This is a genomic window from Streptomyces sp. DT190 (assembly GCF_049846985.1).
In the GTDB taxonomy this organism is placed as follows: domain Bacteria; phylum Actinomycetota; class Actinomycetes; order Streptomycetales; family Streptomycetaceae; genus Streptomyces.
The window spans coordinates 25656-48852 of sequence record NZ_JBNCNM010000014.1; the positions used below are offsets into that span (position 1 = coordinate 25656).

A 23197-nucleotide genomic window follows, 5' to 3' on the forward strand; every position below is an offset into this window, starting at 1 on the left:
TGCGCGATCGACCACGGCGAAGGCCGCACACGGACGGCGACGGACGGCCCGGGGGCGTCAGCCCTTCACCGCGCCCGTCAGCATCCCCTTCTTGAAGTGCCGCTGGACGAACGGCGACAGCACGGCGACCGGCAGCAGGGCCATCACCATGACCGCCATCTGCACCGCCAGGCCCGACAACTGCCCCGTCTTGATGGCCTGGCCGAGACCGACCGGCGCCTCCTGCTTCTGCACGAGCTGGATCATCACGTTCTGCAGCGGCATCATGTCCTGGTCGTTCAGGTACAGCGACGCGTTGAACCAGGCGCTCCAGTACCCGACGGCGTAGAAGAGTGTGATCACCGCGAGGACCGCCCGCGACAGCGGCATGACGATCCGCAGGAGGATCCGCAGGTCCCCGGCGCCGTCGATGCGGGCGCTGTCGATGAGTTCCGGCGAGATCTCCATGAAGAAGCCGCGCAGCACCAGGATGTTGAAGACGCTGATCGCGCTCGGCAGGATCAGCGCGAGATAGCTGTCGGTCAGTCCGAGGGACTGCACGAGCAGGTACGTGGGGATGAGGCCGGCGCTGAAGAACATGGTCGCCAGCAGGGTCATCAGGATCCAGCGGTGGCCGAGGGAGCCGCTGCGGGAGAGGCCGTAGGCGCACAGCACGGACACCGTCATGGAGAACAGCGTGCCGACCAGGGTGACGAGGATGCTGACGACCGCGGCGCGGGTGACCTGGCCGCCGCCGAGCAGTTCCCGGTACGCGATGAAGGTGATGTCCTCGGGCACCAGCACCAGGCCGCCCGCCTCGTCGATGGTCCTGCGCGAGGAGAGGCTGGTGACGATCACGATCCACAGCGGGAAGAGGATCGCCAGGCAGGCCAGTGACAGGGCGACGCCCTTGCCCGCGAGGCCGGCCTTCGAGGGCGGCTCCTCCCAGGCGGGGCGGGGCGGCGCGGCCCACGGGCGCGGCCTGCCCGGCTGTTTGTCGACGACGGCGGTCACTTCCTGTACACCCCCTGCTCGCCCATGAGATGGGCCACCCTGTTCGCGGCGAGGACCAGGCCGATGCTGACCACGCCCTTGATCAGTCCGGCGGCGGCCGCGTAGCTGAAGTCCTGGTTGCGCACGCCGTTCCACCACACGAAGGTGTCGAGGACCTCTCCCGCACCCGGTCCGACGGCGTCGCGTTGCAGCAGGATCTGCTCGAACCCGACGGTCAGGGCGTCGCCGACGCGCAGCACGAGGAGGAGGGCGATCACCGGGCGCAGGGCCGGCAGGGTGACGTGCCACATGCGGCGCCAGCGTCCGGCGCCGTCCATCGCGGCGGCCTCGTAGTGGTCCTGCGGCACCGAGGCCAGGGCGGCGAGGAAGACGATGATCCCCCACCCGGCGTCCTTCCACACGCTCTGCGCGGTGAGCAGGAAGGGGAAGGTGTCCGGGTTGGTCATGATGTCGATGCCGTCGTACCCGTTCTGCCGCAGCAACTGCGAGAGCATCCCGGCGCCGCCGAACATCTGCTGGAAGACGGCGATGACCAGCACCCACGAGAAGAAGTGCGGCAGGTACAGCACCGCCTGCGCGACGGCCCGCACGCGGGGCCTGACCACGCTGTTGATGAGCAGCGCGAGCAGGATCGGGATCGGGAAGAACAGCACGAGCTGGACGAAGAACAGCACCAGCGTGTTCTCGACGGCGTTCCAGAAGGCGGAGTCCTCGAAGATCCGCTGGAAGTTCTCCAGGCCCACGAAGGGGCTGTTCAGGATGGAGACGACGCCGTTGTCGCTGAGGTAGGGGTCGTACTCCTGGAAGGCGACGACGTTGCCGAGGATGGGCAGGTAGTTGAAGACCAGCACCAGCAGGACGGCCGGCAGCGTCATCAGGATCAGGACGCGGTCGCGCCGGAACCTGTGCCGCAGGCCCGCTCTGCCCGACGGCGGCTTCCCGCGGGGACCGGGGGCGTCGCCGGAGGCCACCGGGGTCTTCTCTTGCGTTCCGGCCTCGGTGCCGCTCCGAGGAACCGTGCTGTGCGACACGGCTGTTCTCCTTGCCTCAGAGTCGGGTCAGTTCGCCGCCGGGCCGTTGTCGTCGAGGAGCTTGCGGTACCAGTCGCGCAGCTTGTCGCCGCCCTTGCTCCGCCAGTCGGAGACGAACTGCTGCATGTCGCCGATCTTCTTCCGGCCGCGGACGATGTCGTCCTCCAGTTGCTCGGCGTCGTTGGAGAGGTTGGTGTACCGGGCGGGCTCGGTGATCTGCATGCCCCAGAAGGAGGACTTCCTGGTGAGGGCGCCCATGCGCTGCTGCCACTCGACCTGGCCCTTGGCGACCTCGGGGAAGTCGGGGTGCGCGAGGGTCGCGGCGGGGGACGCGACCATGACGTAGGCGTTCATCACCTCGATGTTGCCCTTGTCGGTCTTGACCGGGACGCCGTCCTCGACGGTGTAGTGGGTGCCTTCGACGCCGTAGTTGGTCATCATGTACTCCTTGGTGCCGTACGGCGCCGCGGTGACGTTGGCGACGGCCAGCACGTCGCGGACGACCGACTCGGAGGCCTTCTTGCTGACGAAGGCGAAGATGCCGGCGGGCTGATCGGCCCACAGGGTGGGGTCGCCGCCGTCGTGGCCCCAGACGTCCATGCCCCAGATCTTGAAGTCCGGGTTCTGCGTGGCCTGTTCAGCGGTGCGGCCCCACCACTGGGAGATGTTGTTGGGGTAGATCAGGAACTCGCCCGCCGCGAACTTGGGGCCCGCGTCGGGGGCGTTCTTGCCCATCCTGGAGTCGGGGTGGACGACCCCCGCGGCGAAGAGCTTGCGGGACCACTCCAGCGCCTCCAGGTACTCCTCGGTCTCAATGCGGTTGACGAGCTTGCCGTCGACGAGGTGCCAGCCGAGCGGCTTCTCGCTGCCCGAGAGCACACCGAAGGCCTGGAAGGCGGTCCACTTCATGTCCAGGCAGGCCCACCGCCTGGCCCTGGCGTTGGTGATCTCCTTGGCCAGGTCCATGAACTCGTCGCAGGAACGCGGGACTTCGTAGCCCTCCTTCTCGAAGACGTCCTGCCGGTACAGGGGCACCATGGAGGGGGCGGACGGCGCCGGCATGGGCAGCCCGCGCAGCTTGCCGCCGAAGATGGAACGCCGCCAGGCGTCGGTGGGGATCGCCGCGAGGTTCGGATACTCCTTGACCTCGTCCCCGGAGAGGTAGGGGCCGAGGTCGGCGAACTTGCTGATGATGGCGCTGGGTATCTTGCCGCCCATGTTCCAGCCGGGGACGACCACCACGTCCGGGACGTCGCTGGAGGCGAGGACCGCGCCGAGCTTCTGGTCGTAGGTGTTGCCGTCCTGGTTCTGCCAGACGACGTCGACGCCGATCAGGTCGTTCATCGCCGTGTAGTAGGCGTTGTCCTGCTTGGGCGGCGAACCCCAGAAGGGCGACATGACGGTGACCTTGCCGCCCTTGCCGAGCTTCTTCGGCACCGAGGTCTTGAGGGTGGCGAGGTCCAGCTTGCCGGTGAAGCCGATCGCCGAGCCGTGCCTGGACGGGATGTCGGGCTTGACCACGTTGCTCGCCACGTAGGCGGGCAGGATCTTCTCCGCGTCCTTGCCCGAGGTGGTGCCGTCCCGCGATCCACTGTCCGAGCCGCCGCACGCGGCGAGCAGCGGCACCCCGCCGGCCACCGCTGCGGTGGCGACCGCCGTGGAGGCAAGGAAAGTTCTCCGGCTCGGTCCCGAGGAGGCGGAGGCGGCGTTCGGCGTCATTGCGTCAACCCTTCATGGCACACCAGGACACCCGGCGGAGGCCGTCGGCTGCGGTGTCTCGAGTGGAACTGGCTGAGCTGAAGCGGAACTTCGACCTGTGCATCGGGTCTTCCGGCGTCGAAGCGCTTCGATGTTGCTGTGAGGTTAAGTGAACGCCCCAGGGTGCACAAGGGTCGTCCCGCAACTTCTCCATGGGCCGAGAACTGACCATTCCTCATGCACCACTTGAAGTGATGACGTCGGTCTCTTGACACCGAGCCGGGGCCGAATGAGCATCGAAGCGCTTCGAACGCGCCTCGCCGATCCAGTGCAAGGGATCCCCACGTGACCGCACACACGCCGCCCACCGAACCGTTCCGCGATCCGCGGCTGTCCTTCGCGGAACGCGTCGAGGACCTGCTGGGGCGGCTCACCCCCGACGAGAAGATCTCCCTGCTGCACCAGTTCGCGCCGGCCGTCGAACGGCTCGGCATCGACGCGTTCCGCACCGGCCAGGAGGCGCTGCACGGCGTGGCCTGGATGGGCCCGGCCACGGTGTTCCCGCAGGCCGTCGGGCTCGGCGCGACCTGGAACACCGACCTCGTGCGGCGGGTGGGCGACGCGGTCTCCCGGGAGGCCCGGGCGATGCGCGCCAAGGACGACCGGGTCGGCCTCAACGTGTGGTCCCCGACGGTCAACCTGCTGCGCCACCCGCTGTGGGGCCGCAACGAGGAGGGCTACGCGGAGGACCCGAAGCTGACCTCGGCGATCGCCACCGCCTACACGCACGGCCTGCGCGGGGACCACCCCGCCTACTGGCGCACCGCGCCCGTGCTGAAGCACTGGCTGGCCCACAACAACGAGACGGACCGCGCCACCTCGTCGAGCTCGGTGCGCCCGCGCGTGCTGCACGAGTACGACCTGCGGGCGTTCCGCGACACCGTCGAGGCGGGCGCCGTGGCCGGGGTGATGCCGGCGTACAACCTGGTCAACGGCCGCCCCAACCACGTCTCCCCGTACCTGCGCGCGCACCTGCGCACCTGGACCGACCAGGAGCTGCTGGTCTGCTCGGACGCGGGCGCGCCGAGCAACCTGGTCGACGCCGAGCACTACTTCGACACGCACGAGGAGGCGACCGCCGCCTCCCTCCTCGCGGGCGTCGACAGCTTCACCGACCACGGCACGGACTCGGCGCCGATCACCGGGCGGCTGCGCGGCGCCCTGGAGCGGGGCCTGGTGACGGAGGCGGACCTCGACAGGGCCGTCCGCCGTCAGCTCTCGGTCCGCTTCCGGCTGGGCGAGTTCGACCCGCAGGACGATCCGCACCGGGCGACGGCCGCGTTCGACACCCCGGAACACCGCGCCCTCGCGCAGGAGGCCGCCGAGCAGGCGATCGTGCTGCTGAAGAACGACGGACTGCTGCCGCTCGGCGCCGGCACCCGCGTCGCGGTGGTCGGGCTGCTCGCCGACGAGTGCAAGCTCGACTGGTACAGCGGCACGCTGATCCACCGCTCGACCCCGCTGGAGGGCCTGTACGAGCGGTTCGGGCCGGAGCGGGTGGAGTTCGCCGAGGGCGTGGACCGCGTCCGGCTGCGGACCGCCTCGGGCGCGTTCCTGCACGTGCCGGCGGCCGGGGACGCCACCGACGCGGTGCGCGGCGCCGAGGGCGCGCTCGACCCGGCGCTCCTCGCGGGCCGCACCGACCTGCCCCCGCTCACCACCGATCCGGCCGGCACCGAACTGGCGCTGGCCGACTGGGGCGAGGGCGTGCTGACCCTGCGGGCACCCGACGGCCGGTACCTCTCGGTCGCCGCGGACGGGTTCGTCCGCGCCGCCGCCGACCAGCCGGGCGGCTGGGTCGTGCAGGAGACGTTCAGCCTGGAACCGCACGGGAACGGGCACCTCCTCAAGCATCTCGGCACGGGTCGTCACGTCTGTGTCTCCGCCGACGGCGTGAAGGTTGCCGAGGAGGATCCCGAGGTCTTCGAGCTGGTCGTCGCCGAGCGCGGCGAGGAGGCCGTGGCGCGCGCCGCCGGGCGGGCGGACGTGGTCGTGGTGGTCGCGGGCAACGACCCGCACATCAACGGCCGCGAGACCGAGGACCGTACGACGCTGCGCCTGCCGGACCACCAGGAGCGGCTGCTGCGGGCGGCCCGCGCGGCGAACCCGGCCACCGTGCTGGCCCTGGTCTCGGCCTACCCGTACGCCGTCGACCCGGCGGACCTGCCGGCCGTGCTGTGGACCGCGCACGGCGGCCAGGCGGCCGGCACCGCCCTGGCCCGGGTCCTGGCCGGCGACGTCTCCCCCGCCGGCCGCCTCCCGCAGACCTGGTACGCCTCCGACGCCGACCTGCCGGACCTGCTCGACTACGACGTGATCGGCAGCCGCCAGACGTACCTCTACTTCGAGGGGACGCCCCTGTTCCCCTTCGGGCACGGCCTGTCCTACGCCTCGTTCTCCTACGGCGGTCCGACGGCCCGGGTCGAGGGTGAAGGGGTGCGGGTCTCCTTCACCGTCACCAACACCGGCGAGGTCACCGCCGACGAGGTGGTCCAGCTCTACGCCCGGGCGCTCGATCCCTCCGTCCCCCGCCCCCGGCGTGAACTGCTGGACCACCGCCGGATCACGCTCGCCCCGGGCGCGGCGGCCGAGCAGGTCTTCACCGTCCCGCTGTCCGCCTTCGCGTTCTGGGACGTGGCCCGGGAGCGGTGGCGGGTGGAGCCGGGCGCGTACGAGCTGCTGGCGGGGGCGTCCAGTGAGGACGTCCGGCTGCGGACGACGGTCACGCTGGAGGGCGAGCCCGCCCTGCCGCGCGCGGTCGTCGCGGACGGCCTGGCCGCGGCCTCGTTCGACGAGCAGCGCGGCATCGAGATCGTCGACCGGACGAAGGTGTCGGGCGACGCGGTGACGCCGGCGGACCCGGCCGGGGGCGAACTGGTCTACCGTTCCTGCGACTTCGGGCGCGGCATCTCCGGGGTGACGGTGGAGGCGGCCGGCTCGGGCGCGGTCGAGCTGTCCCTGGACGGCGGCCCCGTGCTCGCGGTGCTGTCGACGGCCGCACCCACCTCGGGCCCGTACGACTACGTCCCGCTCGTCGCCGCCGTCGCCGCCGCCGGGATCCACGACGTGCACCTGAGGCTGCGCGGCCCGTTGCGGCTCGCGCACGTCGGCTTCTCCGGTTGAGGGTCCGGAGCAGTCCGGCACACAGAGGAGGCCCGGCACCGGAAGGCATCGGTGCCGGGCCTCTTCACAGAGCCTATATGAAAATGGTTCCCATGAGCCAGGGGGTGGCTAGAGAGCGATGCCGGTCAGGACCAGCACGCGCTCGTAGGTGTAGTCCTCCATGGCGAACCGCACGCCCTCGCGGCCCACGCCGGACTGCTTGACGCCGCCGTACGGCATCTGGTCGGCGCGGTAGGAGGGGACGTCGCCGACGACCACGCCGCCGACCTCCAGGGCCCGGTGGGCGCGGAAGGCGACCTGCAGGTCGTGCGTGAACACGCCCGCCTGGAGGCCGTACTTGGAGTCGTTGACGGCGGCGAAGGCCTCGGCCTCGCCGTCCACCTTCTGCACGGTGAGGACCGGCCCGAAGACCTCCTCGCAGGAGATCGTCACGTCGGCCGGGACCTCGGCCAGGACGGTCGGCGCGTAGGTGGCGCCGTCCCGCTTGCCGCCGGTGAGCAGCTGCGCGCCGGCGTCGACGGCCTCGCGCACCCACGACTCCACGCGCCGCGCGGCGTCCTCGCTGACCAGCGGGCCGACGTCGGTGGCGTCGTCGCCCGGGTCGCCGGTGACCTGGGCCTCGACCGCGGCGACGATCCGCGGCAGCAGCCGGTCGTACACCGAGGCGTCGGCGATGACCCGCTGGACGGAGATGCAGGACTGGCCGCCCTGGTAGTTGGAGAAGGTGGCGATGCGGTTCGCCGCCCAGTCGAGGTCCTCGTCGCTCGCCCAGTCGGCGAGGACGACCGCCGCGCCGTTGCCGCCCAGCTCCAGGGTGCAGTGCTTGCGCGGCACCGAGTCCATGATCGCGTAGCCGACCTTCTCGGAGCCGGTGAACGAGATCACGGGCAGGCGCTCGTCCTGCACCAGGGCGGGCATCTTGTCGTTGACGACCGGCAGGATGCTCCAGGAGCCGGCGGGCAGCTCGGTCTCCGCCAGCAGCTCGCCGATGATCAGGCCGGACAGCGGGGTCGCCGGGGCCGGCTTGAGGATGATCGGGGCGCCGGCGGCGATGGCCGGGGCGACCTTGTGGGCGCAGAGGTTCAGCGGGAAGTTGAAGGGCGCGATGCCGAGCACGACGCCCCTGGGGAAGCGGCGCGTCAGGGCGAGCCGGCCCTGGCCGCCGAGGTCGGTGTCGAGGCGCTGGGCCTCGCCGCCGTTGAACCGCCGGGCCTCCTCGGCCGCGAACCGGAACACCGAGACGGCACGGCCGACCTCGCCGCGCGCCCACTTGACGGGCTTGCCGTTCTCGGCGGAGATCAGCTGCGCGATCTCCTCGGTGCGCTCGACGAGCCGCTTGCTGACGTGGTCGAGGGCGGCGGCGCGCACGTGGGCCGGGGTGGCGGCGAACTCGTCGCGCACGGCGTACGCGGCGGCCACGGCCTCCTCGACCTGCGCGTCCGTCGGCACGCTCACGGTGCCGACGAGCCGGCCGTCCCACGAGGAGGTGACGTCGAAGGTGTCCTCGCCGGTGGCCTGGCGGCCGGCGAGCCAGAAGGCGTGGGTGGAGGTCATGTTCGTTCCGGCCCTTCGGCGTAGGGGGATGATCAGTACTACGGGTCAACGGTAGGGGCGGAGCGGCCACGGGGCGTTTGTCCGGGGCGTAGCAGTGGCGGCCGGGGACACTACGGTTCGGCTAGTCGGAGCTGGTGGCCTTCAGCGCCAGCCAGAGCTCCATCCGGGCGTCCGGGTCGTCCAGGGAGCGGCCGAGGATCTCCTCCACGCGGCGCATGCGGTAGCGCAGGGTGTGGCGGTGGACCCCGAGGTCGGCCGCCGCCGCGTCCCACTGGCCGTGCCGGGACAGCCAGGCCCGCAGGGAGGCGACCAGGTCGCCGCGGCCCGTGGCGTCGTGCTCGTACAGCGGGCGCAGCATGCCGTCGGCGAACGCCCGCACGGCGTCGTCCGCGAGCAGCGGCAGTACGGACCCGGCCGCCATCTGCTCGTGCTCCACCAGCACGCGCCCGCGCCGCCGGGCCACCGACAGGGCCTGCTCGGCCTGCTTGTAGGCGGCGGACGCCGCGATGGGCCCGGCCGGCGCCGACAGGCCCACGACCAGCTCGTCCTCCTCGCCGCCCGGCACCTTCTCGCGCACACCGGCCCGGGCCGTCTCCAGGGCCGCCGCGTACGCGCCGCAGGCCGCCGCCGCGGACCCGCCGTCCGCGGCCAGCACCACCAGCCGCTCCCCCTCCGGCACGACCAGCACGGCCTCACCGGCCCGGGCCGCGGCGGACTCCACGACGTCGGCGAGCGCCGCGAGGGGCTCGCCGCCCGTGTCCGCCGCGGCGAGCGCGGCGGCGGAGGGCCGGTCGGGGCCCGGTGCGCCGGCCCGGCCCTCGGCACGGGCCAGCGCCGCGGAGGCGGACACCGGCACGCGCTCGGCGATCACCATCCGGAACGGCGCGTCCAGCAGCCCGCCGTACAGGTCCCCGGCGACGGCCCGCGCGTGGTCCGGCTCCCCGGCCAGCAGCATGCGCAGCACCGCGGCCCCGACCCGCTGCTCGGCGGCCTGGAGGGAGCGGGAGCGTTCCGTGGTGAGGGTCAGCAGGGCGATGGCCGAGTGGACGGCGTACCGCTCGGCGGTGCCCAGGGTGGCGGCCGTGCCGACGGCGAGCGCGGCCCGGGACCGCCGGCCGGTCCCCACGGTGTGCAGTTCGACCCGGTCCTCGTTCTCCGGCCCGCCCACCACCGACGAGGCCGGCGCGGGGCGGTCCCGCAGCCGCTGCACGTCGCCGGTGAGCCGCGCGGCCCGCCGTCCGGCCCACTCCGGAGCCGCGGCCACGACGGCGCCCGACGCGTCGTACAGCGCCGCCCAGCCGTCGACCTGCGAGGCCAGCGCGGCCAGCAACCCCTCCGGCCCGCCGGTCTGCGCCTGCCGGGTCAGCTCACGCTGGGCGGCGAACCCGGCGGTGACGGCCTTGTACTGGTCGGCGGCGATCGCGGCGGAGACGGCCTTGCTGATGGCGAGGAACGGGGTCCGGCGCGGCACCTCCAGCAGCGGCAGGCCCTCCGCCTCGGCCGCGTCGACGAGCGCCTCGGGGATCTCCTCGTAGTTGACGCCGACGGCGAAGCCGAGCCCGACCACCCCGGCACCGGCCAGCCGGCGCACGTAGCGGCGCATGGCCTCGGGGTCCTCGGCGTCCAGCTTCAGCGCGGTGATCAGCAGCAGTTCCCCGCCCTCCATGTAGGGCACGGGGTCGGCCAGCTCGCTGACGTGCGCCCAGCGGACCGGCACGTCGAGGCGGTCCCGCCCCGCCCGCACGGTCAGCTTCAGCGCGGAGTGGTGGACGAGCGAGGCGAGCGTCGGGGGCATGAGGCCTTCAGGTCTGCGTCAGGGCTGTGTGATCGGTGTGCTCATTTGGCCGCCGCGTATGAACGACCTGTGACGATTCTGCCTCACCGTACGGTCCCCGCGTACCGCTCCAGCGCGCGGGGACCGTGCCCGCTCAGCCCCGGAGGTTCACCAGCAGGGGCGGTGCGTGCTCGCCCTGCACCGTGGTCAGCGACAGCACCGCGTGCCCGGCCGGCACGCCGTGGGCCAGTTCGGAGGCGGACCAGCGCTCGCGCTCGACCTGCCGCACGGTCACCGCCCGGGCGGTCGGCGCCTTGCCGGTGATCACCCGCCGGACCGCGTGCAGGGCCTTGCCCGCCGGGGTCTCGGCGATGATCTGCCGGTCGGTGACGTCGCGGGCCTCGGTCCACTCCTTGCCCCACACCTCGGCGAAGTCCTGCCCGTCCCAGGGCGTGAGCCCCGACAGCGCCATCCGGCACCCCGTGGCGCCGAGCAGCGGCCCGCGCAGGGGCCGGGCCACGTCGTCCAGCGTCCGCAGGGTCAGCACGACACCGGCGTTGCCGGAGCGCAGCCGCTGGATGCCGCGCACGGCCTCGGGCGTGACGACGCCGGTCGCGTCGTCGAGCACCAGGCAGGCGAACAGCGACCGGTCCTCGCGGACGGCGACACTGGCCGTGAACTGGGCGAGCACCAGCCGCGCCAGCATCCGGGAGGCGTCGGCGTGCCCGCGCTCGGGCAGGTCGATGCGGACGCGCACGGGATGGTCGAGAGCCTTCAGCGTGAACGGCCGCGACTGCCCGGAGGTGTCGAAGAACCCGGCGAACGCGGGCCGGTCGAGCAGCGCGACCCGGTCGGCGAGCACCCCGCCGACGTCCCCGGGCTGCCCCATCTGCCGCTCCCGGGCGTCGAGCTCGCGCAGCAGCGACTCCTGCCCGGACTCCAGCAGTCCCTGCCGCAGCGCGGCGAACGGCCCCGGCGCGCCGTCCAGCAGCTGCCGGAGCTCCGGTACGGAGGGGAAACGCCCGTGGACGGCATGGAACGGGCCGAGCAGCTGCGCCAGCACGGTGGTCGAGCGCCGGGTGTCACTGCCCGGGTGCGGGTCGGCGAGGTCCCCGACCAGCCCCTCGGCGAGCACGGCCGCGGCCTCGTCCGGGTCGGCGGTGCCGCCGTACAGGTCCAGGTCGTACTCGGACTCCTGGTTCCCGATCCGCACGACCACGTCGTAGGCGTCGGCGGGCCCGAGCCCCGCCCCGGCCCCGCCGACCACCACGACGGCGGCCCGCCCGGCCAGGGCGTGCAGACACAACGACTCGGCGAGCGGCCGCACGACGGCCCCGGTCTTACCGGATCCGGCGGGGCCGACGGCGACGAGCGAGGTGCCGAGCAGGTCCGGGCCGAGGGCGAGCCCGGCGCCGCGGTAGGTGTGGGGGTTGCGGGTGTCGTCCACGGTGGTGCCCAGCCGCACCTGTCCGGTGAGCAGGTCGTGGCGGGCGAGCCGGGCCGGCAGGTCGCGCTCTCCCGAAGGGTGCAGACAGGCGGCCGCGCCGTCCTTCAGCACCGCGCCGCTGAAGGTGGCGAGGCTGTGCCGCCCGGTGCGCACGCCCTGCCAGGCGCGCTGGATCCGGGCGTGGTCGACGTCGCGCATCAGGCCGGAGCGGGCGTCGGCGGCGAGCCGCTCGGCGGCGTCCACGGCACCGGCGGCCCGCAGCTCGTTCCACTGGGCCGGGTCGTCCTCGGGCGCCGCGGGCGCCGTCCGGTTCGCGGGCCGGCGCAGGCGCGTGCCGACGACACGGCGCCAGACCTCGCCCCAGCGGCCCAGCCGGGCCACCCCGACCATGATCGCCAGGGCGACGAGCAGCTCGTACCCCCGGTACACCAGAAACGTGCCGGTCTCGCCGAGATCGCTGTCGGCACCGCGCCAGGCGTCGGGGACGATCAGGTCGAACGGCACCCACCACCAGTTGCCGAGGTACCCGTTCTGCAGCAGCGACCAGATCAGCCAGCCCACCAGGAAGGCGATCACCGCCCCGCTCAGCAGCTGGCGGGTGGGGGTGGCGTCGGCTTCCTCGGCGGGCCGCGGCCGGTGACCGAAGCGCCACACGCCCGGCGCGGCCTCGGGCCGGGGCGCGCGCAGCCAGGCCAGGAAGGCCGACCCGTCCGGCAGCGGCGGCGCCGCCGGTGCCTGGGGCGGCCGGGGAGGCATCGAGGGCACCTCCGGCGGCCCCGCCGGACGCGGCACGGGGTTCGCGTGCGTGCCCCGGGCCTCCTGCGTCCCGTCGCTGTCCATCGCCCTTGCCCCCTGACCAGCCGCTCCGTCCACCATCAGCGAGTCAATCTAACGCCCTCCCCTGGGGAGTTCACCGATTGCACGGCCGCGTCGTGGGCACAGGTGGCCGATACTGCCATGTCCACCCCGGACAAGCCGCTCCGCCGACAACGCCCACATGGAGCATGCCCACTCCCCTCCCCCCGCCCTAGCCTGCGGGAAAAGAAGTCACAGTGTCTGTACAGGCCCGTCCGCACCACCCCCAGGAGCCCCGCATGAGCGCACTGCCGCAGGAGCGTCGTGTCGTCACCGCCATCCCCGGCCCGAAGTCGCAGGAGCTGCAGGCCCGCCGCACCGCCGCGGTCGCGCAGGGCGTGGGCTCCGTGCTGCCGGTCTTCACCGCGCGCGCGGGCGGCGGCATCATCGAGGACGTCGACGGGAACCGGCTGATCGACTTCGGGTCGGGCATCGCCGTGACGTCCGTGGGCGCCTCCGCCGAGGCCGTCGTACGCCGGGCGTCGGCGCAGCTCGCCGACTTCACCCACACCTGTTTCATGGTCACGCCCTACGAGGGCTACGTCGAGGTCGCCGAGGCGCTCGCCGAGCTGACCCCGGGTGACCACGCGAAGAAGAGCGCGCTGTTCAACTCCGGCGCCGAGGCCGTCGAGAACGCCGTGAAGATCGCCCGGGCGTACACCAAGCGGCAGGCCGTCGTCGTGTTCGACCACGGGTACCACGGGCGCACCAACCTGACGATGGCGCTCACCGCGAAGAACATGCCGTACAAGCACGGCTTCGGGCCGTTCGCGCCCGAGGTGTACCGGGTGCCCGTGGCGTACGGCTACCGCTGGCCCACCGGCCCCGAGAACGCCGGCCCCGAGGCCGCCGCCCAGGCGATCGACCAGATCAGCAAGCAGGTCGGTGCCGAGAACGTCGCCGCGATCATCATCGAGCCGGTGCTCGGCGAGGGCGGCTTCATCGAGCCGGCCAAGGGCTTCCTGCCGGCCGTCCGCAAGTTCGCCTCCGACCACGGCATCGTCTTCGTCGCCGACGAGATCCAGTCCGGCTTCTGCCGTACCGGCCAGTGGTTCGCCTGCGAGGACGAGGGCATCGTCCCGGACCTGATCACGACCGCCAAGGGCATCGCCGGCGGTCTGCCGCTCGCGGCCGTGACCGGGCGTGCCGAGATCATGGACGCCGCGCACGCGGGCGGTCTGGGCGGTACGTACGGCGGCAACCCCGTCGCCTGCGCGGGCGCGCTGGGCGCGATCGAGACCATGAAGGAGCTCGACCTCAACGCCAGGGCCAAGAACATCGAGGCCCTGATGAAGGCGCGCCTTTCGGCCATGCAGGAGAAGTTCGACATCATCGGCGACGTCCGCGGCCGTGGCGCGATGATCGCCATCGAGCTCGTCAAGGACCGCGCCACCAAGGAGCCGAACCCGGAGGCGACCGCCGCGCTGGCCAAGGCCTGCCACCAGGAGGGCCTGCTGGTCCTGACCTGTGGCACCTACGGCAACGTGCTCCGCTTCCTGCCGCCGCTGGTGATCGGCGACGACCTGCTGAACGAGGGCCTCGACATCATCGAGCAGGCCTTCGCCCGCATCTGACCCTCCACCGCGCGCATCTGAGCCCCCGTCGGGGCAGGTGAGCCGCCCCGGTTCCGCTACCGGGGCGGCGAGCGGCAGAGCGTGTGAAGAAGGTGTGCGGGGTGGATGACAGGGCGCCCTACGGCCTGTCCTGAGCCCTGCCCCTGTCGTAGGTTCTACCCAGATGAGAGATACACCCCGCCCACAGGGGACTGTGGGTGACAACAGGCCGGGGCCTCCCCAGCTTCGACCTGGTCGTGCCCTCGCGCACACAACCGGAGCCTGAGGCTCTGGATCTCCTCACCGATCGGACAGTCGCCCGCCCCAAACCCCCCGGGGCGCGCGACGCCCCGATCCGGACGGCCGCCTCGGAACCACCCCCCCTGTTCCGGGGCGGCCGACCTCCCTCTTCCCTCAGCCACCCGAGGCGCGGTGCCGGCATGCCGCGCAGTGTCGCATCCGGCACGGACAGGGTGCGTCCGCGGACGTCCGGGCTCGTGTCAAGCTGTGTTCCATGCCGATCTCCGCGCATCAGGCACAGGCCCCCTCCCGCGAGCACCCCGGCGCCCTGGTCCCGCTGCTCGGCCTTCCCGCCCTGCTCTTCGCGCTGATCACCTGGCAGGTCGTCGCCGACGGCCCGCTGCTGGGGCTCGACGCGCGGCTGAGCCGGGTGCTGCTGAACCCCGACCGCTTCTCCGAGCTGCTGTCCGACCTGGGCAACGTCGCGGTCGCGGTCCCGGTGCTGGCCGTCGCCCTCGGGTACGTCGCCCTGCGCGGCCGCCGCTGGCCGCCGGTGGCCGCCGCCGCCCTGCTCATGGTGCTGGTCCCGGCGCTGGTCGTCCCGCTGAAGGAGCTCACCGACCGCCCGGGGCCCCCGGTCGTGTCCGCGGGCACCGGCTACTACCCCTCCGGTCACACCGCCACGGCCGCCGTCGCCTACGGCGGTGCCGCCCTGCTGCTCCTCCCCCACCTGCGCACCGTCCTGGCCCGCCGCGTCCTGGTCGCCGTCTGCTGTGTCCTCGTGCTCGGCGTGAGCTACGGCCTGGTCCGCCGCGGCTACCACTGGCCCCTGGACGTACTGGGCAGCTGGTGTCTGTGCGCGGTGCTGCTGGCGGCGCTGTGGCTGTTCCTGCGGCGGACGGCGCCGTCCGGGCCGCCCGCCGGGTAGGGCCTAGTCACCGTGCTCCGTCGCCAGCCCCGCCGCCGCCTCGTGCATGGCCAGTTCCAGCAGCGCGGGGTCCGTGAGCAGCCCGGAGCCGTCCGGCGGGACCAGCCAGCGGACGCCGCCGGGTGAGGAACGCCCCGGGTACGGCACGACGATCCAGGTGCCGGCGCCCGCCGTGCGGATGCCCGTGCCGAGCCAGCGGGCCGCGGTGCCGGGCGGCACGAAGAACCCCATGCGCGCGTCGCCGAAGTCGACGAGCACGGGGCCCGGCTGGTCGAGGACCCGGCTCAGCACGTCGAGCGTGGCGTAGCCGAGCGCACCGGGCAGGATGAGCACGTCCCAGGCGCTGCCGGCCGGCAGCAGCGCGACCCCGAGCGGGTTGCGCTCCCACTCCCAGCGGCAGGCCTCGGGATCGGGTGCGACGGATGCGAGCCACTCGACCGCCGTCTTGGCCCCTGTCATGAGGAAGACCCCCTTCTCTCCGTGAAGCTCGTGGCTCTCGCGGACGCGTGGCGCGTCCCGAGGGCGTCACGAGGGAGAAGGGGGAATGCCCGGGGTCATTACGCGGGTTGTGGGCTCTCGTTGGAGTGAACCGGATCACACCCGCAGGTGCGGCTCGACCGGCTCGCTCGGCCGGTCCGGCGCGTTCAGCTGTCGAAGCCCAGCCCCAGCCGGTCCATCGTCCGCAGCCACAGGTTGCGGCGGCCGCCCTGCGCGTCCGCGCGGGCCAGGGACCACTTGGTGAGGGCGATGCCCGTCCAGGCGAACGGCTCCGGCGGGAACGGCAGCGGCTTCCTGCGGACCATCTCCAGCTCGGTCCGCTCGGTGCGCTCCCCGGCCAGCAGGTCCAGCATCACCTCGGCGCCGAACCGGGTGGCCCCGACGCCGAGCCCCGTGTACCCGGCCGCGTAGGCCACCTTGCCCTGGTGGGCGGTGCCGAAGAACGCCGAGAAGCGGGAGCAGGTGTCGATGGCGCCGCCCCAGGCGTGCGAGAAGCGGACGCCTTCCAGCTGCGGGAAGCAGGTGAAGAAGTGCCCGGCGAGTTTGGCGTAGGTCTCGGGGCGGTCGTCGTACTCGGCGCGGACCCGTCCGCCATAGGGATAGACCGCGTCGTAGCCGCCCCACAGGATCCGGTGGTCGGCGGACAGCCGGAAATAATGGAACTGGTTGGCGCTGTCGCCGAGGCCCTGGCGGTTCTTCCAGCCGATCGACGCCAGCTGGTCGGCGGTGAGCGGCTCGGTCATCAGGGCGTAGTCGTAGACGGGGACGGTGTAGGAGCGGACCCGCCGGACCAGGTTCGGGAAGATGTTGGTGCCGAGGGCGACGCGGCGGGCGCGGATCCGGCCGTAGGGGGTGCGCACGGCCATGCCCGCGCCGTACGGCTTCAGTGTGAGGGCCGGCGTGTGCTCGTACACGCGCACGCCCAGGTCGGCACAGGCCCGCTTCAGGCCCCAGGCGAGCTTCGCCGGGTTCAGCATGGCGACGCCCCTGCGGTCCCACAGGCCCGCCTGGAAGGTGGGTGAGTCCACCTGCTCGCGTACGGCGTCGGCGTCCAGGTACTCGACGCCCTCGGCGAGGCCCCGGCGGGAGGTCTCCTCGTGCCACTCGCGCAGTTCCCGCGCCTGGTAGGGCTCGGTGGCGACGTCGATCTCACCGGTGCGTCCGAAGTCGCAGTCGATGGAGTGCCGGGCGACCGCCGCCTCGATCGCGTCGAGGTTGCGGGCGCCCAGCTCCTGGAGCGTGTGGATCTCGTCGGGCCAGCGGGTGAGCCCGTTGGGCAGGCCGTGGGTGAGGGAGGCGGCGCAGAACCCGCCGTTACGGCCGGAGGCGGCCCAGCCCACCTCGCGGCCCTCCACCAGCACCACGTCCCGCTGCGGGTCGCGCTCCTTGGCGATCAGCGCCGTCCACAGTCCGCTGTAACCGCCGCCGACGACCAGCAGGTCGCAGGTCTCGGAGGTGGTGAGGGCGGGTTCGGGGCGGGGCCGGCCGGGGTCGTCCAGCCAGTACGGGACCGGCTGGGCGTCGGAGAGCGAATGAGTCCACCGGTTCATGGCGCCAGGGGCCATGATTTCAACTCCCTACGGTTATGCCTTTTGTCTGTTGCGGCGATTTCCGATGACCATGGACATCAGGACGAACAGCACGGCGACGACGAACATGGCCGTCCCGATGACATTGATCTGGACGGGCGTTCCGCGCTGTGCCGAACCCCAGACGAACATGGGGAACGTGACGGTCGAGCCGGCGTTGAAATTGGTGATGATGAAATCGTCGAAGGAGAGCGCGAAGGCGAGCAGCGCGCCCGCCGCGATACCCGGTGCCGCGATCGGCAGGGTGACCCGGACGAAGGTCTGGAACGGGCCCGCGTACAGGTCCCGTGCCGCCTCCTCCAGTTTCGGGTCCATCGACATCACGCGGGCTTTCACGGCCGTGACCACGAAACTCAGGCAGAACATGATGTGCGCGATGAGGATCGTCCAGAAGCCCAGCTGCGCGCCCATGTTGAGGAACAGGGTGAGCAGTGAGGCGGCCATGACGACCTCGGGCATCGCCATCGGCAGGAAGATCAGCGAGTTCACGGCCCCGCGGGCGCGGAACCGGTAGCGGACCAGGGCGAACGCGATGAGCGTGCCGAGCAGCGTGGCGCCGAGGGTCGCCCAGAACGCGATCTGGAGACTGACCGACAGCGAGCCGCACAGGTCAGAGACCCCGCAGGGGTCCTTCCAGGCGTCCAGGGAGAACTGCTGCCACTCGTAGTTGAAGCGCCCCTTCGGTTTGTTGAAGGAGAACACCGTCACGATGATGTTCGGCAGCAGCAGATAGGCGAGGGTCAGAAGTCCCGCGATGACGACGAGATGTCTCTTGAGCCAGTTGACGAAGGGCATTTAGACCAGATCCTCCGTCCCGGACCTGCGGATGTAGAAGGTGACCATGAGGAGGATGGCCGCCATGAGGATGAAGGAGAGCGCCGCTGCCGTCGGGTAGTCGAGCACTCTCAGGAACTGCGTCTGGATGACGTTTCCGACCATGCGGGTGTCGGTCGAGCCGAGCAGGTCGGCGTTGACGTAGTCACCGGCCGCCGGGATGAAGGTCAGCAGCGTGCCGGAGACGACACCCGGCATCGACAGCGGGAAGGTGACCTTGCGGAAGGTCGTCCAGGGCCGGGCGTACAGGTCCCCGGCGGCCTCGTGGAGCCGGCCGTCGATGCGCTCCAGCGAGGTGTACAGCGGCAGGATCATGAACGGCAGGAAGTTGTAGGTCAGGCCGCAGATGACCGCCAGTGGGGTGGCCAGCACGCGGTCGCCCGCGGTCAGGCCCAGCCAGCTGGTCACGTCCAGCACGTGCAGCGTGTTGAGCGCGCCGACGACCGGGCCGCCGTCCGCGAGGATGGTCTTCCAGGCCAGGGTGCGGATCAGGAAGCTGGTGAAGAACGGCGCGATCACCAGGATCATGATCAGGTTCCGCCAGCGGCCCGCCCGGAACGCGATCAGGTAGGCGAGCGGGTAGCCGAGCAGCAGGCACAGGATCGTGGCGGTGCCGGCGTAGAGCACGGAGCGGACGAACTGCGGCCAGTACGCCGACAGCGCGTCCCAGTAGGTGGCGAAGTGCCAGGTGACCTTGTAGCCCGTCTCCAGGGAGCCGGTCTGCACGGACGTGGAGGCCTGGTAGATCATCGGCAGCGCGAAGAACACCAGCAGCCACAGGATGCCGGGCAGCAGCAGCCAGTACGGCGTGAAGCGGCCCCGGCGCCTGCGCGGCTTCGGCTGGGGCGCCTGGGGTGCGAGCGGTGGTGGCGCCTCGGTGAGTGTGCTCATCAGACCGCCTCTTCCACTCCGGCCTCGGCGTCCTGTGCGGCGTCCAGGCCGAAGGTGTGGGCCGGGTTCCAGTGCAGGACGACCTCGGTGCCGGGCACCAGACGCGGGTCGCGGTCGATGTTCTGGGCGTAGACCTCGAAGTCGGAGCAGACCGGGCTGTCGACGACGTACTGCGTCGAGACGCCGATGAAGCTGGAGTCCGCGATCCGGCCGGTGATGCGGTTGCGGCCGTCGGGGATCTCGCCGGCGTCGTCCGCGCGGGTGAGGGAGATCTTCTCCGGGCGGACGCCGACCAGCACCTTGCCGCCGGTGGCCGTGGGCGCCGAACAGCGGGCCTCGGGCAGGACGAGCTTGCCGCCGCCCGCCTTCAGCACGATCTCCTCGCCGCTTCGGGAGTCCACCTCGGCCTCGATGAAGTTCGAGGTGCCGAGGAAGTTGGCGACGAACGTGGTGCGCGGGTTCTCGTACAGGTCGGCCGGCGAGCCGAGCTGCTCGACGCGGCCCGCGTTCATCACGGCGACCGTGTCGGCCATGGTCATGGCCTCCTCCTGGTCGTGCGTGACGTGGATGAAGGTGATGCCGACCTCGGTCTGGATGCGCTTGAGCTCCAGCTGCATCTGGCGGCGCAGCTTGAGGTCGAGGGCGCCGAGCGGCTCGTCGAGCAGGAGCACCTTGGGGTGGTTGATCAGCGCGCGGGCCACGGCGACGCGCTGCTGCTGGCCGCCGGAGAGCTGGTGCGGCTTCTTGCGGGCCTGCTCGCCGAGCTGGACCAGCTCCAGCATCTCCTCGACCTGCTTCTTCACCGACTTCAGGCCGCGCCGGCGCAGGCCGAAGGCGACGTTCTCGAAGATGTCGAGGTGCGGGAAGAGGGCGTAGGACTGGAAGACCGTGTTCACCGGGCGCTTGTACGGCGGCAGCGCCGTGACGTCCTGGTCGCCCAGGAAGACCGTGCCGGCGGAGGGCTCCTCCAGGCCGGCGATCATGCGCAGGGTGGTGGTCTTGCCGCAGCCTGAGGCGCCGAGCAGGGCGAAGAAGGAGCCCTGCGGGACGGTCAGGTCGAGCGGGTGGACGGCGGTGAAGGCGCCGTAGGTCTTGGCGATGCCCGTCAGGCGGACGTCGCCGCCCGGGTCCGTCGTGTTCGTCATGGTGGTCACGCCCCCGTCAGCTTCGCGAACTTCTCTTCGAACTCGGTCTCTTCCTTCGAGCTCAGCGAGCGGAAGGCGTGCGACTTGGCCGCCATGGCCTTGTCCGGGATGATCAGCGGGTTGTTGGCCGCGTCCTCGTCGATCTTCGCCAGTTCGGCCTTGACGCCGTCGACGGGACACACGTAGTTGATGTACGCGGCCAGTTCGGCGGCCGGCTTCGGCTCGTAGTAGAAGTCGATGAGCCGCTCGGCGTTCGTCTTGTGCCGGGCCTTGTTGGGGATCAGCAGGTTGTCCGTGGACGTCATGTAGCCGCTGTCCGGGATGAGGAAGTCGATGTCGGGGCTGTCCGCCTTGAGCTGGACGACGTCACCGGCCCAGGCGACACAGGCCGCGAAGTCGCCGCTGGTCAGGTCCGAGGTGTAGTCGTTGCCCGTGAAGCGGCGGATCTGGCCCTTGTCGACGGCCTTCTGCAGGCGGGCGATGGCCGCGTCGTAGTCGTCGGCGGTGAAGTCGGCCGGGTTCTTGCCCATGTCGAGCAGCGTCATGCCGACGCTGTCGCGCATCTCCGACAGGAAGCCGACGCGTCCCTTGAGCTTCGGGTTGTCGAGCAGGTCGGAGACCGACCTCACCTCGACGCCGTCGAGGGCCTTCTTGTTGTACGCGATGACCGTCGAGATGCCCTGCCAGACGTACGAGTAGGCGCGGCCCGGGTCCCAGTCGGGGGTGCGGAACTGGGCCGACAGGTTGGCGTAGGCGTGCGGCAGGTTGCTCGGGTCGAGCTTCTGCGCCCAGCCCAGGCGGATGAGGCGGGCGGCCAGCCAGTCGGTGAGGACGATCAGGTCGCGGCCGGTGTCCTGGCCCGCGGCGAGCTGCGGCTTGATCTTGCCGAAGAACTCGTTGTTGTCGTTGATGTCCTCGGTGTACTTGACCTTGACGCCGGTGCGCTTCGTGAACTGCTCCAGCGTCGGGTGGTGCTTGCCGCTGTCGTCGACGTCCATGTACTCGGTCCAGTTGGAGAAGTTGACGGTCTTCTCCTTGGCCGAGCGGTCCTCGGCCGGGACGCCGCCCTGCGACTGACCGGCCGCCGGGATGCCGCAGGCGCTCAGCGTCCCCAGCCCGCCGATCGCCAGCGCGCCGCCCGTGGAGGCGCGCAGCAGCGACCGCCGGGTGAGGGCGGCCCTGCCGTTGGTGAGACTGCGCCGCATGGCGGCCGCTCGGGCCGGGGACAGGCGGTCGGGCTCGTACTGCTCCATGCGCGTGGTGCCCTTTCGGAGGGTGGACGGCCGTTGGTCAGGCGGCCTGCGAACGGCTATCGGTCCCCGAACACGGTGCGGTGCCAGTCCTTCGCTGCCACCGCGGTGTTGTCGAACATGACGTGCTTGATCTGGGTGTACTCCTCGAACGAGTATGCGGACATGTCCTTGCCGTAGCCGGAGGACTTGTAGCCGCCGTGCGGCATCTCGCTGATGATCGGGATGTGGTCGTTGACCCACACGCAGCCCGCCTTGATCTCGCGCGTGGCCCGGTTGGCCCGGTAGACGTCCCGGCTCCAGGCCGAGGCGGCCAGCCCGTAGGGGGTGTCGTTGGCGAGCGCGATGCCCTCGTCGTCGGTGTCGAACGGCAGCACGACCAGGACCGGCCCGAAGATCTCCGACTGGACGACCTCGCTGTCCTGGGCCGCGTCGGCGATCAGGGTGGGACGGTAGTAGGCGCCCTTGGCGAGCTCGCCCCCGGGTGCCTCGCCGCCGGTCACCACGCGCGCGTAGGCCCGCGCCCGGTCGACGAAGCCGGCGACCCGGTCGCGCTGGACGTGCGAGATCAGCGGTCCCAGGTCGGTCCCGGCGGCGAAGGGGTCGCCGAGCCGGACGGTCTCCATCAGGGCCGCGGTCCGCGCCACGAACTGCTCGTACAGCGGCCGCTGCACGTACGCGCGCGTGGCGGCCGTGCAGTCCTGCCCGGTGTTGATGAGCGCGCCCGCCACCGCGCCGTGGGCGGCGGCCTCCGGGTCGGCGTCGTCGAAGACCACGAAGGGGGCCTTGCCGCCGAGCTCCAGATGGAGGCGCTTGACGGTGGCGGTGGCCACCTCGGCGACCCGCTTGCCGACGGCGGTGGAGCCGGTGAAGGAGGTCATGGCCACGTCGGGGTGGCCGACGAGGTGCTCTCCGGCCTCCCTGCCGGTGCCGGTGACGATGTTGATCACGCCGTCGGGGATGCCCGCTTCGGTCGCCGCCTGCGCGAAGAGCAACGAGGTCAGCGGAGTGAGCTCGGCCGGCTTCAGGACGATGGTGTTGCCCGCGGCGATCGCCGGGAGGATCTTCCACGCGGCCATCTGCAGCGGGTAGTTCCAGGGCGCGATCGACCCGACGACCCCGATGGGCTCGCGCCGCACGTACGAGGTGTGGTCGCCCGAGTACTCACCGGCGGACTGCCCCTGCAGATGGCGTGCGGCACCGGCGAAGAAGGCCGTGTTGTCGATGGTGCCGGGGACGTCGAACTCGCGGGTCAGCTTCAGCGGCTTGCCGCACTGGAGCGACTCGGCGCGGGCGAAGTCCTCGGCCCGGTCGGCCAGGACCGCGGCGAACCGGTGCAGGGCGTCGGACCGCTCGCCGGGGGTGGCTCCGGCCCAGCCCGGGAAGGCCTCGCGGGCGGCGGCGACGGCCCGGTCGACGTCGGCCGTGCCCGCCAGCTCGTAGCGCAGCACCTCCTCACCCGAGGCCGGGTCGACGACCGCGTGCGTACGGCCGGAGGTGCCCCTGGTCAGGCGGCCCGCGATGTACTGCGCGCCGTCCTGGAAGCGCTCCTCGGCCGGGAATCGGTCCGGGGTGGCGTTGCCCGGGTTGTGCATGTCGCTCTCCTCCGTGTCCCCACAACGGGGCCGGCGTGGCTCAGGCTCGATTTGAGTGCCGATCCTGACAGAGGTACGGGACTCCAACAAGTGATTCCGTTGTTGATTTTTGGTTACGCGACGGAATCTGTCGACCAGG

The 23197-nt window shown here is 71.7% G+C and carries 16 protein-coding genes and 1 pseudogene; 4 read left to right on the forward strand and 13 right to left on the reverse strand.

Annotation, left to right across the window (positions count from 1 at the left end; translation table 11 throughout):
* Nucleotides 1–57: 57 nt before the first annotated feature.
* The 3 genes from ACPXCS_RS23585 to ACPXCS_RS23595 are packed head-to-tail and all read right to left on the reverse strand — an operon-like array spanning nucleotide 58 to nucleotide 3743.
* Complete coding sequence (locus ACPXCS_RS23585) at nucleotides 58–993, reverse strand: carbohydrate ABC transporter permease (RefSeq protein ID WP_425947851.1); 936 nt, start codon at nucleotides 991–993, stop codon at nucleotides 58–60.
* Complete coding sequence (locus ACPXCS_RS23590) at nucleotides 990–2024, reverse strand: ABC transporter permease (RefSeq protein WP_425947849.1); 1035 nt, start codon at nucleotides 2022–2024, stop codon at nucleotides 990–992. Before ACPXCS_RS23590 ends, ACPXCS_RS23585 begins: the two co-directional genes overlap by 4 nt.
* Before the next feature lie 27 nt (nucleotides 2025–2051).
* Entirely contained in the window at nucleotides 2052–3743 is a 1692-nt protein-coding gene (locus tag ACPXCS_RS23595; protein ID WP_425947847.1) for an extracellular solute-binding protein, read from the reverse strand.
* 324 nt (nucleotides 3744–4067) lie between these two features.
* Between ACPXCS_RS23595 and ACPXCS_RS23600 the strand changes: the two genes are divergently transcribed.
* Nucleotides 4068–6905 carry a glycoside hydrolase family 3 C-terminal domain-containing protein gene (locus ACPXCS_RS23600; protein ID WP_425947845.1) on the forward strand — a complete coding sequence of 946 codons (2838 nt, stop codon included), beginning with the start codon at nucleotides 4068–4070 and terminating at the stop codon, nucleotides 6903–6905.
* A gap of 108 nt (nucleotides 6906–7013) precedes the next feature.
* Here the strand turns inward: ACPXCS_RS23600 and ACPXCS_RS23605 are convergent, their stop codons facing one another.
* From ACPXCS_RS23605 to ACPXCS_RS23615, 3 genes are all read right to left on the reverse strand, one after another.
* Entirely contained in the window at nucleotides 7014–8459 is a 1446-nt protein-coding gene (locus ACPXCS_RS23605) for an aldehyde dehydrogenase family protein (RefSeq protein WP_425947844.1), read from the reverse strand.
* 121 nt (nucleotides 8460–8580) lie between these two features.
* The gene (locus tag ACPXCS_RS23610; RefSeq protein ID WP_425947842.1) at nucleotides 8581–10254 is read right to left on the reverse strand and encodes a PucR family transcriptional regulator; all 1674 of its coding nucleotides are present in this window, start codon (nucleotides 10252–10254) and stop codon (nucleotides 8581–8583) included.
* Between the two features lie 133 nt (nucleotides 10255–10387).
* Nucleotides 10388–12520 (reverse strand): ATP-binding protein, encoded by a 2133-nt coding sequence (locus ACPXCS_RS23615; RefSeq protein WP_425947840.1) that lies wholly within the window; start codon nucleotides 12518–12520, stop codon nucleotides 10388–10390.
* 254 nt (nucleotides 12521–12774) lie between these two features.
* On the opposite strand from ACPXCS_RS23615, the gene gabT reads away from it, so the two are divergent.
* From gabT to ACPXCS_RS23630, 3 genes and pseudogenes are all read left to right on the forward strand, one after another.
* Nucleotides 12775–14109 (forward strand): 4-aminobutyrate--2-oxoglutarate transaminase, encoded by a 1335-nt coding sequence (gabT, locus tag ACPXCS_RS23620; protein ID WP_425947838.1) that lies wholly within the window; start codon nucleotides 12775–12777, stop codon nucleotides 14107–14109.
* Between the two features lie 163 nt (nucleotides 14110–14272).
* Nucleotides 14273–14497 (forward strand): annotated as a pseudogene (locus ACPXCS_RS23625) (phosphatase PAP2 family protein); the annotation flags it as partial.
* Between the two features lie 105 nt (nucleotides 14498–14602).
* Nucleotides 14603–15256 (forward strand): phosphatase PAP2 family protein, encoded by a 654-nt coding sequence (locus ACPXCS_RS23630; RefSeq protein WP_425947923.1) that lies wholly within the window; start codon nucleotides 14603–14605, stop codon nucleotides 15254–15256.
* 3 nt (nucleotides 15257–15259) lie between these two features.
* Here the strand turns inward: ACPXCS_RS23630 and ACPXCS_RS23635 are convergent, their stop codons facing one another.
* The 7 genes from ACPXCS_RS23635 to ACPXCS_RS23665 all read right to left on the reverse strand — a co-directional run bounded on the left by ACPXCS_RS23635 (nucleotide 15260) and on the right by ACPXCS_RS23665 (nucleotide 23058).
* Nucleotides 15260–15715 (reverse strand): hypothetical protein, encoded by a 456-nt coding sequence (locus tag ACPXCS_RS23635; protein WP_425947837.1) that lies wholly within the window; start codon nucleotides 15713–15715, stop codon nucleotides 15260–15262.
* Nucleotides 15716–15900: 185 nt separating this feature from the next.
* A complete protein-coding gene (locus ACPXCS_RS23640) occupies nucleotides 15901–17319 on the reverse strand; it encodes an NAD(P)/FAD-dependent oxidoreductase (RefSeq protein WP_425947835.1) in 1419 nt (472 codons plus the stop codon).
* A gap of 18 nt (nucleotides 17320–17337) precedes the next feature.
* Complete coding sequence (locus ACPXCS_RS23645; protein WP_425947833.1) at nucleotides 17338–18138, reverse strand: ABC transporter permease; 801 nt, start codon at nucleotides 18136–18138, stop codon at nucleotides 17338–17340.
* Nucleotides 18139–19068, reverse strand: a complete 930-nt coding sequence (locus ACPXCS_RS23650) for an ABC transporter permease (RefSeq protein ID WP_425947831.1) — start codon at nucleotides 19066–19068, stop codon at nucleotides 18139–18141.
* Complete coding sequence (locus ACPXCS_RS23655; RefSeq protein ID WP_425947830.1) at nucleotides 19068–20213, reverse strand: ABC transporter ATP-binding protein; 1146 nt, start codon at nucleotides 20211–20213, stop codon at nucleotides 19068–19070. Before ACPXCS_RS23655 ends, ACPXCS_RS23650 begins: the two co-directional genes overlap by 1 nt.
* A 5-nt stretch (nucleotides 20214–20218) precedes the next feature.
* On the reverse strand, nucleotides 20219–21466 hold the full coding sequence (locus tag ACPXCS_RS23660) for a polyamine ABC transporter substrate-binding protein (protein ID WP_425947828.1): 1248 nt from the start codon (nucleotides 21464–21466) through the stop codon (nucleotides 20219–20221).
* A 56-nt stretch (nucleotides 21467–21522) separates the two neighbouring features.
* Nucleotides 21523–23058 (reverse strand): gamma-aminobutyraldehyde dehydrogenase, encoded by a 1536-nt coding sequence (locus tag ACPXCS_RS23665; RefSeq protein WP_425947826.1) that lies wholly within the window; start codon nucleotides 23056–23058, stop codon nucleotides 21523–21525.
* Nucleotides 23059–23197: the final 139 nt, after the last annotated feature.

Coding starts and splice junctions, on each gene's coding strand:
- ACPXCS_RS23595 (WP_425947847.1), bottom strand. CDS start 3,743: ATGACGCCGAACGCCGCCTCCGCCTCCTCGGGACCGAGCCGGAGAACT.
- ACPXCS_RS23605 (WP_425947844.1), bottom strand. CDS start 8,459: ATGACCTCCACCCACGCCTTCTGGCTCGCCGGCCGCCAGGCCACCGGC.
- ACPXCS_RS23610 (WP_425947842.1), bottom strand. CDS start 10,254: ATGCCCCCGACGCTCGCCTCGCTCGTCCACCACTCCGCGCTGAAGCTG.
- ACPXCS_RS23615 (WP_425947840.1), bottom strand. CDS start 12,520: ATGGACAGCGACGGGACGCAGGAGGCCCGGGGCACGCACGCGAACCCC.
- gabT (WP_425947838.1), top strand. CDS start 12,775: ATGAGCGCACTGCCGCAGGAGCGTCGTGTCGTCACCGCCATCCCCGGC.
- ACPXCS_RS23630 (WP_425947923.1), top strand. CDS start 14,603: ATGCCGATCTCCGCGCATCAGGCACAGGCCCCCTCCCGCGAGCACCCC.
- ACPXCS_RS23635 (WP_425947837.1), bottom strand. CDS start 15,715: ATGACAGGGGCCAAGACGGCGGTCGAGTGGCTCGCATCCGTCGCACCC.
- ACPXCS_RS23640 (WP_425947835.1), bottom strand. CDS start 17,319: ATGGCCCCTGGCGCCATGAACCGGTGGACTCATTCGCTCTCCGACGCC.
- ACPXCS_RS23645 (WP_425947833.1), bottom strand. CDS start 18,138: ATGCCCTTCGTCAACTGGCTCAAGAGACATCTCGTCGTCATCGCGGGA.
- ACPXCS_RS23650 (WP_425947831.1), bottom strand. CDS start 19,068: ATGAGCACACTCACCGAGGCGCCACCACCGCTCGCACCCCAGGCGCCC.
- ACPXCS_RS23655 (WP_425947830.1), bottom strand. CDS start 20,213: ATGACGAACACGACGGACCCGGGCGGCGACGTCCGCCTGACGGGCATC.
- ACPXCS_RS23660 (WP_425947828.1), bottom strand. CDS start 21,466: ATGGAGCAGTACGAGCCCGACCGCCTGTCCCCGGCCCGAGCGGCCGCC.
- ACPXCS_RS23665 (WP_425947826.1), bottom strand. CDS start 23,058: ATGCACAACCCGGGCAACGCCACCCCGGACCGATTCCCGGCCGAGGAG.